Annotated in this window: 13 protein-coding genes; all 13 read left to right on the top strand. The window is 61.8% G+C overall.

Going from position 1 to position 12117, the window contains the following annotated elements:
* Positions 1-6 precede the first annotated feature (6 nt).
* The 13 genes from GC162_00670 (at position 7) to GC162_00730 (ending at position 12114) form a co-directional block, all read left to right on the top strand.
* Positions 7-1131 carry a hypothetical protein gene (locus GC162_00670; GenBank protein ID MBI1367144.1) on the top strand — a complete coding sequence of 375 codons (1125 nt, stop codon included), beginning with the start codon at positions 7-9 and terminating at the stop codon, positions 1129-1131.
* Between the two features lie 34 nt (positions 1132-1165).
* On the top strand, positions 1166-2143 hold the full coding sequence (moaA, locus tag GC162_00675; protein MBI1367145.1) for a GTP 3',8-cyclase MoaA: 978 nt from the start codon (positions 1166-1168) through the stop codon (positions 2141-2143).
* Position 2144: 1 nt separating this feature from the next.
* Positions 2145-2501, top strand: coding sequence for a carboxymuconolactone decarboxylase family protein (locus GC162_00680; GenBank protein ID MBI1367146.1), 357 nt, complete (start codon positions 2145-2147; stop codon positions 2499-2501).
* A gap of 157 nt (positions 2502-2658) precedes the next feature.
* Entirely contained in the window at positions 2659-3597 is a 939-nt protein-coding gene (locus GC162_00685) for a hypothetical protein (protein MBI1367147.1), read from the top strand.
* Between the two features lie 259 nt (positions 3598-3856).
* The gene (locus tag GC162_00690) at positions 3857-4129 is read left to right on the top strand and encodes a helix-turn-helix domain-containing protein (GenBank protein MBI1367148.1); all 273 of its coding nucleotides are present in this window, start codon (positions 3857-3859) and stop codon (positions 4127-4129) included.
* On the top strand, positions 4129-6585 hold the full coding sequence (locus tag GC162_00695) for a hypothetical protein (GenBank protein ID MBI1367149.1): 2457 nt from the start codon (positions 4129-4131) through the stop codon (positions 6583-6585). The genes GC162_00690 and GC162_00695 overlap by 1 nt, the downstream gene beginning before the upstream one ends.
* Before the next feature lie 242 nt (positions 6586-6827).
* A complete protein-coding gene (locus GC162_00700) occupies positions 6828-7136 on the top strand; it encodes a hypothetical protein (GenBank protein ID MBI1367150.1) in 309 nt (102 codons plus the stop codon).
* Between the two features lie 158 nt (positions 7137-7294).
* Positions 7295-7822: a hypothetical protein gene (locus GC162_00705; GenBank protein MBI1367151.1), complete on the top strand. Its 528-nt coding sequence runs from the start codon at positions 7295-7297 to the stop codon at positions 7820-7822.
* Between the two features lie 47 nt (positions 7823-7869).
* On the top strand, positions 7870-8226 hold the full coding sequence (locus GC162_00710) for a helix-turn-helix domain-containing protein (protein MBI1367152.1): 357 nt from the start codon (positions 7870-7872) through the stop codon (positions 8224-8226).
* A gap of 92 nt (positions 8227-8318) precedes the next feature.
* Positions 8319-9821, top strand: a complete 1503-nt coding sequence (locus tag GC162_00715; GenBank protein MBI1367153.1) for a tyrosine-type recombinase/integrase — start codon at positions 8319-8321, stop codon at positions 9819-9821.
* A gap of 57 nt (positions 9822-9878) precedes the next feature.
* Positions 9879-10862 carry a hypothetical protein gene (locus tag GC162_00720; GenBank protein ID MBI1367154.1) on the top strand — a complete coding sequence of 328 codons (984 nt, stop codon included), beginning with the start codon at positions 9879-9881 and terminating at the stop codon, positions 10860-10862.
* Positions 10856-11614 (top strand): hypothetical protein, encoded by a 759-nt coding sequence (locus GC162_00725; protein MBI1367155.1) that lies wholly within the window; start codon positions 10856-10858, stop codon positions 11612-11614. Before GC162_00720 ends, GC162_00725 begins: the two co-directional genes overlap by 7 nt.
* A complete protein-coding gene (locus GC162_00730) occupies positions 11611-12114 on the top strand; it encodes a hypothetical protein (GenBank protein MBI1367156.1) in 504 nt (167 codons plus the stop codon). The genes GC162_00725 and GC162_00730 overlap by 4 nt, the downstream gene beginning before the upstream one ends.
* The last annotated feature ends 3 nt before the right edge of the window (positions 12115-12117 follow it).

The raw sequence follows: 12117 nt of genomic DNA on the forward strand, positions 1-12117 counted from the left end.
AGTTTGATGTCGCGCCTTACGCTTGCCCTCACGCTGTTCGCGGGGCTGCTTGCGTGCCTCCCGGCCCATGCCGATTGGCCCCTGACTCCGGACAAGTCCCTCACCGTCTACGGCGACCTGCGCCTGCGCTGGGAGCAGGACTGGGACTCGACCGACCCCGCGGGCGCCGACCGCCGGGACCGCGACCGGTTCCGCATCCGCGCCCGCGCCGGGCTCAAGTGGCAGCCCGCCAACGCTCTGCTTCTGAACGTCCGCGTTCGCACCGGCGACAACAATTCCCAGCAGTCGCCGCACATCACCCTCTGGCAGGATCGCGGCGATGAGGGCGACCAAGGCGATTTCAACATCGACCGACTCTACGCCAAATTCAAACCGACCGAACATTCCTCCGTGACGGTCGGGCGCGACGGACTGGCCATCTGGATCCCCAATGAGCTGCTTTGGGACGACGATGTGTACGTCGATGGCGTCGCCTGGGCCTACAAACGCCAGGTCGATGAGGCGACCTACGCCTTCAACGCCACATGGGCTTTCCTGCCCGACGGACCCGACAGCATCAGCCACGCCAATCGCGCCCAGATTCTCGCCGGCCAATTCGTCTACGGCCGAACCATCCAGCCCGGCCGCCTCACCGTCGCCGAGGCACTGCTGTACATCGCCGACGACAACGATGCGCTGAACACCACCACAGACAACCTCGACTTCGCCATCAACTACACCAACGTGCAGTTTACCTTCGACCTCGCCGACGGCTTGCCGCTGAGCCTCGGCGCCGACCTCATGGTCAACTTCCACGACGGCCCCGACGGCGATCACCCCAACGAAAACTTCGGGTATGTGCTCTCGGCCCAGCTCGGCGGGCTTAAATCACGCGGCGACTGGTTGCTCGGCTACTACTGGGCGGAAATCGAGAAATGGGCCGTCCCCCGCTTCATGGCCCAAGACGACTGGTCTCGATTCGGGTCGGCCACGCAGACGCGTTCCAGCGACTTCCGGGGCCACGAACTTCGTGCTGGCTACATGATCACCGACAACATCAACATCCTCGCAAGGGTATATTTCGTCGAAACGATCACCAGCGATGTCGAAGACGGCAAACGCTTCCGCGTCGACCTGAACATCAAGTTCTAAAGATGATTTCGCAACCCACCGCCGGACACGCCCCATCGTGCAACTGAACGATCGACAGGGCCGCTCAATTCGTTATCTGCGTCTGTCGCTGACTCAGGCCTGCCAGATGCGATGCGCGTACTGTCGACCAAGTTGGCTCGGCCATTGCGGACAACGCGGCGAACTGACCGTCGATGAAATCGAGCGGCTCGTTCGTCACGTGGTGACGCATCACGGCATCAGAAAAGTGCGGTTGACAGGCGGTGATCCGACGACGCGCAGTGACCTGGTGCAGATCATTGAGCGGATCGCGTCCATCGACGGCGTCGACGACCTGGCGATGACAACCAACGGACTTTCGTTGGCGGCGCGCGCCCATGCGTATGCGGCCGCGGGGCTCGGGCGCGTCAACATTAGTCTCGATGCAATGCAGCGCGACACGTTCTGTCAGATCACCGGCGTCGATGGGCTGCAGCGCGTACTTGACGGGTTGGACGCGGCGCAAGCGGCAGGGCTGGGACCGATCAAGCTGAACACCGTTGTGATGAAACACTCCAACGAAGACCAACTCGAGCTGCTGATGAGATTCGCGGTGGGGCGCGGCATGGAGATCCGCTTCATCGAGCTGATGCCGATGGGCCCACTGGCCGATCAGTGGACCGATCGCTACATCGCGGAGTCGGAGATGAAGTGTGTTCTGTCGCCGCACATTCAGCACTGGGAGCCACTGGAGCAGGGCTCGGATTCGGCGCGGCGCTTCGGAGTCACGCTGGACAACGGCGTCATCGGCGTGGTTGGTTTCATCACGCCGATGAGTTGCAACTTCTGCGCCGCCTGCAGTCGAATCCGCATCACCGCCGACGGATCAATCTACCCGTGCCTGATGGACCGGCCGGCCGGGTCGCTGATGTCAGCGATGCGTCCGCGGTTCGACAGCGATCGGCTGAATCGGCTGCTGATCGAATCGCTGGCTCAAAAGCGCTCCGAGCATCCGAGCACGGGCTATGTCACGATGACTACGATCGGAGGTTGACATGTCGCAGACTGAAGACGGCGGGAAGCTGCCCAAGACATTCAAGCAGTTCGTACTGCGATTTCCAGAACTGGGCGCGGCCCATGAACGGATCGGCAAGACGGTCGACGACCTGGGCCCACTGGACACCAAGACGCGATTTCTGATCAAGATCGGCATCTGCGTCGGCGGCGGGTTGGAGTCGGCGATGCGGTCGCACGTGCGCCGCGCTACGCAGGCGGGTGCGACACCCGAAGAGATCGAGCAGGCGATTATGCTCGGTATGAACACGGTGGGTTTCCCGCGTACGGTCGCGGCGTGGAGCTGGGCCCTGCAGCAGTTCGAGCGCGACCGCAACCACGTGGCGGAAGGAGATTAAGCTATGTGGAAGATCGTCAGATTTTTCGGTACGTAGGCGGCACACATGTCGCCGGGATACTTGTCCCTGACCGCCACCGCTCGCAGGCTCCCTGCTATTGTGTGATCACCGCATTGCACTGACCTCTATTCAATCACTCCCATGCCATGACAATCGCATGCAAGTACAGACGACCATTGGCCCCGAAGATGATGCGATCCTGAAGTTGCTATCCGAAGCACCGTCGTGTTGGACGCCCCTGGAGGTGAATACACTGACGGCTGTGGAAGAGAGGACGTTGCAACGGCTGACGGGTGCGGCGTTGGTCGAACGGCGATTTACGGTTCGCCTGTCGTTGATCGGCCATCCGATTCGGCTGGATGTGACTGCCACGGCCACTGGGGAGTACGGCCTGGTCGAGGCGATGGAGCCGGTGTTGCGGCAAGCATGCGAACTGTGGGCGGATTTCTACAAAGAGAACTCCACGACGGGGCCCGGGGATAAGCCACGTTTCTTCTGCGAGCAGACCCAACCGCACCAGTGGCGACTGACATCTGAAGGCGTACAGGCTCAGCAAGACCTTACTGAGGGGCACGCCAAGCGAGTGCTCGATTTCGTGCAGAAGCGCACGGTGGTGTTCTATGGGTTGATGGTGCGCGGCTATGGCCGAGCCGAACGGATCGAACTGAGCCAGCAGCCGCAACCGCCCGCTCAGGTCGAAGTGATCAACATGAGTGAGGTGAGCGGCCCGCTGGCCCAGATGGCCGCGATGATGGAGCAGTTGTTCACTAAACTGGACGCGGCGAAGCAGTCTTCCGCCGATACCGCTGACACCCCGAGCGCCGAGCGCGGCACGCGCGGCCCTCAGCGCATGCATCCCCATCACGCCTGGCGATATCTGAGCACGGTGCAGGCCTGGGCGGAGGTCCAGCGGCAGAATAAGGGCAAGCCGCAGCGCCAGCGCGAGTCGAAAAGGTTGTTCGCCCGTAAGCAGGGCATCTCGGTCCACGAGCTCAATGCCATGCTCGCGTGGTATCGCAAATACCACAAACTGGGCCAGTTCCCCGCCGACCCTCAGACCCTCACGCGCGACCAACTCGACAAACTGTTCGCGTAGTTCGTAACGGTTCACCCTCCCTTCGACAAAATATTTTCGCAGGCGTGACGACACTGCCCGGCGGCGATTTCTCCACATAGAAGCACCTTGATGCCAGGCGTGCTGTCCTTGCGCGTTCATCTCGGACTTCTGCTGCTATTTCGAGCGGGACGAAAAAACCGTTCGCGGCAAATATAGCTAAGGGAGGGACAGCATGTTTTTCCACGCTGTCTGATCGACGTGCTCACGAGGTTGACACTGTCCACAGGGAGCTCTGCGCATGGAAGCGATTACCACCACCGACCCGCCTGATGATCATGCCACCACTATGCTCCGTGAGCGTGGCTCGCGCGACACCTGCGCAGAATCCGCGTTGCTGACGGTGCGCGACATGGCACGGTTTCTGAACTGCTCAACGAAAACGATCTATCGCCTACACGAGTCCGGCCACATGCCGCCCCCGGTGCGGCTGGGAGCGCTGGTCCGCTGGCCCACAACGGTGATTGAACATTGGGTCGACGCCGGTTGTCCCAAAACCAAACGGAGTGCCTGATGCCTGCAGCGACCGCCGAGAAGCCGCATACGTCGGCAAACCACTCGATCAACCATGGCGCGACCTTGGACGCCGCGATCGGCTACACACGGCGCGATTGGCGCGTGGTGCCGATTCCATACCGTTCGAAGAAGATCACGGCCAGGGGCTGGCAACAATGGCGACTGGACGAGGCCGACCTGCCCGAGCACTTCAGCGGTCGATGCAACGTCGGCGTGCTGATGGGCGAGCCGTCGGGCTGGTTGATCGACATCGACCTGGATCATCGGCGCGCGGTGGAACTGGCCGATGACTATCTGCCGCCGACCGGCGCCGTGTTCGGCCGCGCGAACAAGCCGCGTTCGCATCGGCTGTACGTCGTCACGTCACCGGTCGCCACGAAAAAGCACCGCAGCAAGTCTGCAGGCATGATCGTCGAGCTGCGCTCCACGGGGTTGCAAACCGTATTTCCGCCCAGCGTGCATGAATCGGGTGAGTCCATCGAGTGGGACCGCAGCGAAGGGCCAATCGCCGAGCCCGCCGTGGTCGATCCCGATGAGTTGCTCGACGCCGTACAGCGCTTGGCTGATATGGTAAAGATCGAACTCGGTGAAAAACCCGCTCCCCCCCGCCCCCGGAACCCCCGGAAGAGAGTGGCGGCGGTGGATTCAGTCGGTCGCGTCGATACGCCGGTTGAGCCATTGCGGCCGCCAGACGAACATCGTTTCGACGCCGCACTCGGCGCGATGCTGACGATGGGGATCATCGACCACCACGACGGCTCAGCCCGCCTCTTCGCCGCCGCGTGCAGATGCGTTGAACACGATCTATCCGACAACGATGCTCTCCACTGCATCCGGGTCTACTCGCAACAGCGCCCGTTCCCACGGCCCTGGTCGGACACGGACATCCTCAAACGCTTGCGTGACGCGGAACATCGCGTGCAACGCGGCGCCGCCTTCGAGTGCGACGAGGATGGACTGATTCGCCTGGGCCAGCGCGACCCGATCACGGGCAAGCTGGTACTTTCACCTCGCCGCACTTTGCCCACGGCTCGGGCCTATCTCCGCGAATTCCATGACCATCCCGACGCCGCCACGCTGCGCACCTACGCGGGCCTCGTCATGGCGTGGCAAGGCAATCGCTATGTCGCCATCGAGGACGCCGCGCTCAAGCATCGACTTCAGCCCTGGCTTCATGATGCCCTGCGCTACATCTACAACAAATCGACGCGGCAGATGGAATTGGTGCCCTTCGAATCGAATCCGACCACGACCCACCAGGCACTCGAATCGATTCGTCATTACACGCACCTCGACTCAACGCTTACGCCGCCGGTGTGGTTGATCGGGCACGACGAACAACCTGATCCGCGTGAATTGCTGCCGTGCCGAACCATGAGTCTGCACATTCCGAGCCGACGCATCGTGCCCGCCACGCCGGCGCTGTTCACCACCAACGCGCTGGACTTCGACTACGACGCTCACGCCCCAGCGCCTGCGCGCTGGCTGAGCTTTCTCGATCAACTGTGGCCGGATGATTCGCAGAGCATCGACCTGCTGCAGGAGTGGTTTGGGTATTGCCTGACGCTGGACACGCGCCAGCAGAAGATGCTGTTGATCGTCGGCCCGCGCCGCTCGGGCAAGGGCACGATCGGTCGTGTGCTCAGCCAACTGGTGGGACCGGCCAACGTCTGCGGACCCACCACCACCTCGCTGGCCGGCACGTTCGGCCTTCAGCCACTGATCGGTAAGTCCTTGGCCATCGTCTCCGACGCCCGATTCCACGGCGAAAGCATCCTCATCGTCCTCGAGCGTCTGCTGTGCATCAGCGGTGAAGATTCACTGACCATCGATCGCAAGCACATGCCCTCGGTGACGATGACATTGCCCACACGCTTTGTCTTCTTCACCAACGAGCTGCCGCGCCTGACCGACGCCTCGGCGGCTCTGGCCGGACGCTTCCTGACTTTGCGTCTGACGCGCAGTTTCTACGGCCGCGAGGACATGCAATTGGCGGACAAACTGCTGACTGAACTGCCCGGCATTCTGCTGTGGGCGATGCAGGGATGGTTGCGTCTGCGCGATCGTGGGCACTTTGTGCAGCCGGAAAGTGTGCGCGAGGCGGTTCGAGAACTCGAAGACCTCGCCTCGCCGGTGGGTGTGTTCGTGCGGGAATACTGCATCGTGGCGCCGGGACAGTGCGTGGAAGCCGGGCGGTTGTACGAGGCGTGGAAGCAATTCTGCATCGAGCTCGGCCGCGACCATCCGGGCACCGCGCAGACTTTCGGTCGTGATCTGCGCGCCGCCGTGCCGGGCATCACGACGCGGCAGGCCCGCGAATATGGCAACCGCATCCGTCTCATCGAAGGCATCGCCTTGGCTTCGGAGCCGACGATTCCGGGGGCGGGGGTGTCACGCAGTGGCACGCGACCGTCACGCGATGTGTCACGCGATGGCAACCTTGTAGGTGTTTGATTCACAGCAGCTTCCGGAGGTGTCACGCAGTGGCACGCGATGATCGGCACTTTTAACGCGCGGGAGTACAGAAAAGCATAAATGAAATGCACTATCAAAAAACATAGAGAGAAATAAGGAGAACGCAGGTAGCGCACAATGGGATGGCACGCGTGCCACTGCGTGACACCCTCCCCGGAAGCCCCGGAAATCCCAGAAACCCCGAAAACAGTCCATTCCTCTTTCTGAAAGGATGATGCCGTATGAAGCGGATGATTTGCGTCGATTGCCGACACTTCGAGCCGTATGGGCGCATCGATCCCGATGCGCCCCTCGATCCCTACGCCGAGGGCGAATGCCGTCGCCAGTGTCCGGCCCTGGGCCCGATGATCACCGATCGACACGGTGACGAGTTCCGCCACTTCGGTGAATGGCCCAAGGTGCTGGCCTGCGACTGGTGTGGTGAATACACGCCGTGTGAACCAGACCGACTCGCGCCGCCACAACCGGGCGATCGCGCTGACAACGACTCGGTGTCGTCGCACATCGACAGCGGTGAGTTCGGCACATGAATCAACCGCGCCATTGCAACCGCTGTATCGGCAGATGCGGTGCGTGCGACTGCCACCGGGACTTGAAAGGACACCGATGGACAGCGGTGGACAACGATGGACTACGTGGGTCTGCGTTGGCACAAGGCATGGTTCCTTCCGGGCCATGAACTGCCAAGATGGCGGCGGGAACCATCGCGACCCACATGAGAGTTTCTTTATTAACAGGGAAAAACACCATGATTGTTAATAACCGGCAGCGCGTTGTTCTGATCGGCGTGTTCGATGACGAGCAGCGCATCGCCAACCTGGATGTCGGCCAGTTCGACGACCTGCCCCGCCAGCAGCGCGGGCGCTGCCGACTGAGACTTGCGGCGGCGCGAGCCGGGCTGGTGCCCATCGACCTGCTCGGCTGGCTGGGGCGCGAACCGACCAACAGCGAGCGCGTTCTGTTCCACCGCGAATATATCCGCCTCGAGGACATGGGTCTGATCGAACGCTGCAATCTCCACGGCAGCCGGGGTAGGCGGCGCACCACACACCTGCGCCTCACGCCAGCGGGGCGCCGGGTCGCGGAAGATTGGATGGCCGACGCGGAACCCGCCGATGAGTCCGATCCGCCATTGGACTTGGACGCCCTCGTGTTCCTGCCGATCGAGTGGCCGTCGGATACCGCGTCGGGCGCCGAAGACAACGATGTCTCGTGAGTACCGCCCCGTGGCCCGACGTTGGCCCCTGTCACCCCCGCCCCCGGATGTGGACGCCCCACGCCTCACGTTTTACGCCGTCAGCGACACAGCCCAACGTGGCCAAACCGTCGAAAACCCTCCGCCTGCCCCGCATCCCTTTTGCGAAAGGATTCGCACCCATGATCCCGATTTGTGAACGTCCCGATTTCTCACGCAAGTCTCACATTCCATCCGGTCCCGCTGTGATGCTCACCGCCGCTGACGTGGCGGCCATGCTCGCCTGTTCAACAAAAACTGTCTATCGAATGGTCGATCGCGGCGCGATCCCGCGACCGCTTCGCCTCGGCGGCATGTTGCGCTGGCACCGGCCCCAGATTGAATGGTGGCTTACCGAAGGTTGTCCATCCCGGTCGCGGGGCTGAATCCGTCGAAAAAGCCCTTGATTTATGTTCGAAAATGCCCCTGACTGTGTGGGACCGGATGGCCCAGACAGGCCCCGGAAGAGGAACCATCCATGGCCACGATCTACAAAAAGAAGTACCCGATCCCGATGCCGCCGGGCGCCGAGGTGGCGGTTCGCAATGGCCGCCGTTTCGCCCGGTGGACGAACGCGAAGAACCAGGTCCGCACCGCCGAGGTGCTCGACGATGGGCGCATCGAGTTCGTGTCCGATTGCTGGTACATGCGCTACCGCGACGCCGAGGGCATCATGCGTCGCGGCTCGACGGGCTGCCGGGACAAACAGGCCGCGCAGAAGAAACTCGCCGATGTGCTGGCCGATGTGGAAAAAGTTCAGACCGGCATCATCACGTCGCAGGAAAAGCAGATCGCCACGCACGCCGAGCGTTCACTGAGCAAACACGTCGACGACTACCTCCAGCATCTGTCCCGCAAACGTATCCGTGGTCGCAAGGTCTCGGCGATGTACCGCGCCAACCTCCGGGGCCGGCTCGAACGGCTCGTCGCCGACTGTCGGTGGAATCGTCTGCGCGACATCACACGTGAACGCACGGAACGCTGGCTCGACGAGGCTGAGGCGAACAACCTGGCGGCGTCCACACGCAACGAATACCTGATCTCCCTGTCGGCGTTGTGCAACTGGGCGTTCAAGACCGAACGCCTGGCCCGTAACCCCGTCGCCGGCATCGGCAAGGCGGATCGATCGTCGGATCGCCGACACGTACGTCGGGCGCTGACCGCGGACGAGGTCGCCCGGCTGCTGGATGCGGCGCGTCGCCGACCGATCGCCGAGGTCGGACGCAAACCCGTCCCTTTGTCTGACGAGGCAAAATGTGGCCGCAGTTCATGGACGAGGGAACCATTGACGGCAGCCAACTTCGATCGGTGCTACGCCGAGGGGCTTGGTCGCCTCGCCGATCAGTGGCGTCGCCGCACCAAGCTCGAAGCGTTGGGTCGCGAGCGAGCATTGTTCTACCTGATGGCCGTGTCCACCGGCCTGCGCCGCGGCGAACTGGCCAGTCTGACCGTCGGCCAGTTGCAGTTGAACGCCGTGCCCGCGCCGTATCTCGACCTCGATGCCGCGGACGCCAAGAGCGGACATGGCGCGAACATTCCGCTGCGGGCTGATGTGGTCGATGCAGTGCGGTGGTATCTGGCCGACCGCCCCGGCGCACGCTACGACGAAAAACTCTTCATCAACCCGCCCGCCATCCGCATCTTCGACGCCGACTGCCAGGCCGCGGGCATTCCGAAGACCGACGATCGCGGTCGAGTCGTCGACATCCACGCCCTGCGTCACACCTTCGGCACCCACCTCTCCGCCTCCGGGGTCCACCCGCGCACCGCCATGGCCGCCATGCGCCACAGCCGCTTGGAACTGACCATGGTCCACTATACCGATCCGACCCTCCTCGATGTCGCCGGGGCGGTCAACGCCCTGCCCGCATTCGGGGCGGCAGCCAGTCGGCAGGTCAGCCACGGCGAATCCGCCCGATCATTTCGCACCAAACCTCTTGTGGCTCCCAAGCATTCGCAATCGGTCAGTCCACCACAATAACCTAAATATTGCACAGTAACATTGTCGATGTTATAGTGCAGAAAAAGAGTTATTGTCATGGCAGACCCACTGAATCAACTGGCACGATATCTGGACGAGACCCTCGGGCTCGTCATCGCACCCGCCCCGTGGACTGTCGGCGGTCGCCTGCCCCCGTTTCTACAGGATCGGTACGATTTCTACGAGGCGCAACTTCTTGACGCGCCGTGTCTTCTCATGATCGACCGGCACGACCGCGAGGAGCCTCCGGCGACGGTGCGAAAACACGTCGATCAGGTCCACAGCCGTTGGGGGGCAGCCGTGATCTACGTGCGGCCACGTATCACCGCCTACAACCGTAAGCGGCTGATCGAGCAGAAGGTGCCATTCATTGTGCCCGGCAACCAGATGTACCTGCCCACGCTGGGGATCGACCTTCGCGAATACTACCGTAAGCTTCAAGCCGATCGGCCCCGACTCCGGCCTTCAACCCAAGCGGTCCTGATTCATATGCTGCTGAACGACAATAAGGACTTTGGTCCTACAGAGTTGGCGCCCCGACTCGGATATTCGGCCATGACAGTCAGCCGTGCCCTGGACGAATTGGAAGCGGCTGAATTGGCCGAATCTTATCCAGAGGGGCGTGAACGGCGGTTGCACTTTACTGATCCCAAACCCACTGTATGGCAGAACGCGCAGCCGCATCTGCGCGATCCTGTCCAAAGCCGTCAGTGGGTAAGGCCCAAGCAACAGCGGGAACTGCCCGGTCCCCGTGCCGGCCTGACGGCACTAGCCCACTACTCGATACTTGCGGAACCCAAGAACATGGTGATTGCTCTGAGCCGCGATGACTGGCGGTCGCTCCAGCAGCGCGATGCGCTGGCTGAAGCCGGCGCCGACGAGCCCGGTGCGCTACATGTGGAGGTCTGGATCTACCCGCCGACGCTTTTCGCAGCGAACGGTCTGGTGGATCGGCTATCTCTTTACCTGTCACTACGACAAACCGACGATGAACGTGTCGAGGCTGCACTCGAAGCAATGGTGGGGGATATGCCATGGTGAAGGGCCTCGATCTGTTCCGCGACCACTTCCGCGATTTCGCCGATCGATATGTGCTGATCGGCGGCACGGCGTGCGACCTGATCATGGGTGATGTCGGCCTTCAGTTCCGCGCCACCAAAGATCTGGACATCGTCCTTTGCATCGAGGCGCTCGACACGGCATTTGCCGAGGCATTCTGGGCGTTTGTCCGGGCAGGGAAATACCAGCTTCAGGAAACCGCCACGGGCGAGAAACGGTTCTACCGATTCCAGAAGCCAGCCAATCACGAATATCCCGCCATGCTCGAGTTGTTCTCGCGTGTGCCCGAAGCGCTGTCGATCGCCGACGACAGTCATCTGACGCCAATTCCGATAGACGACGAGGTGTCCAGTTTGTCAGCCATTCTGCTGGACAAGGCTTACTACGGCTGGATTCATGCAGGCAAGCGAGAGGTGGAGGGAGTGCCGATCGTTGGCCCCGAATATCTCGTGCCGCTGAAGGCCAAGGCATGGCTCGATCTGAGCGCCCGCGCCGCGACAGGGGACAACATCGACAGCAAAGCCATCAAGAAACACAAGAATGATGTCTTCCGCCTGTTCCAAGTCATTGATCCTGATGCGAGGCCCAACCCGCCGTCGCCAATCGCCGAAGATATGCGAACCTTCCTTGATCGAATAGCGGCTGAAGCAGTGAACCTCAAGGCCCTGGGGCTGAAGTCCCGTTCGCTCGAACAAGTCATCGATGGATTACGCGCGATCTACGCCATGGAATGAACCAGTCGATATCGATGGGACGCGACATGGAACGACCGCAAGTCAAACTCGAAAACATTATCGAAGGCATCGAGATGAGCCATGACGAGTGTCAGGCTTATCTTGATCTGCGCACCGGCCGTGTCGAATACATCGACGACGATACGCAGTGGGCCTTGAATCATGACGAAGACTTGGCGGACCTGCCCGACTGGCAGCGCCCCATTGTCGAGATGGCCCGACTCATCGAGGCTGATGAAGACGGCGAGCGCTTTCTGCCTCTGCCGAATCAATTTGACGTGCATGAATGGCAGATGATGGCCGACTTCGCACAAACCCTCGACGACGAGGCGATCCGGCATCAACTGTCCAACGCCTGTCGCGGCGGCGGGGCGTTTCGTCGATTCAAGGATGCGGCATGTCGGCTGGGCGTGGAAACAAATTGGTTTGCATATCGCGATGAACAATACCGCCGGTTCGCCGTCGACTGGTGCGAGGTCAACGCCATCCCGTGGGAATGACCT

It is taken from the genome of Planctomycetota bacterium, from assembly GCA_016125255.1.
Lineage (GTDB): Bacteria > Planctomycetota > Phycisphaerae > Phycisphaerales > Zrk34 > RI-421.

Excerpts from the sequence above, each read along its gene's own strand:
- GC162_00725 (MBI1367155.1), top strand. The coding sequence starts at position 10,856 with ATGGTGAAGGGCCTCGATCTGTTCCGCGACCACTTCCGCGATTTCGCC.
- GC162_00695 (MBI1367149.1), top strand. The coding sequence starts at position 4,129 with ATGCCTGCAGCGACCGCCGAGAAGCCGCATACGTCGGCAAACCACTCG.
- GC162_00730 (MBI1367156.1), top strand. The coding sequence starts at position 11,611 with ATGAACCAGTCGATATCGATGGGACGCGACATGGAACGACCGCAAGTC.
- GC162_00710 (MBI1367152.1), top strand. The coding sequence starts at position 7,870 with ATGTGGACGCCCCACGCCTCACGTTTTACGCCGTCAGCGACACAGCCC.
- GC162_00705 (MBI1367151.1), top strand. The coding sequence starts at position 7,295 with ATGGCGGCGGGAACCATCGCGACCCACATGAGAGTTTCTTTATTAACA.
- GC162_00700 (MBI1367150.1), top strand. The coding sequence starts at position 6,828 with ATGAAGCGGATGATTTGCGTCGATTGCCGACACTTCGAGCCGTATGGG.
- GC162_00685 (MBI1367147.1), top strand. The coding sequence starts at position 2,659 with ATGCAAGTACAGACGACCATTGGCCCCGAAGATGATGCGATCCTGAAG.
- GC162_00680 (MBI1367146.1), top strand. The coding sequence starts at position 2,145 with ATGTCGCAGACTGAAGACGGCGGGAAGCTGCCCAAGACATTCAAGCAG.
- GC162_00715 (MBI1367153.1), top strand. The coding sequence starts at position 8,319 with ATGGCCACGATCTACAAAAAGAAGTACCCGATCCCGATGCCGCCGGGC.
- GC162_00720 (MBI1367154.1), top strand. The coding sequence starts at position 9,879 with ATGGCAGACCCACTGAATCAACTGGCACGATATCTGGACGAGACCCTC.
- GC162_00690 (MBI1367148.1), top strand. The coding sequence starts at position 3,857 with ATGGAAGCGATTACCACCACCGACCCGCCTGATGATCATGCCACCACT.
- GC162_00670 (MBI1367144.1), top strand. The coding sequence starts at position 7 with ATGTCGCGCCTTACGCTTGCCCTCACGCTGTTCGCGGGGCTGCTTGCG.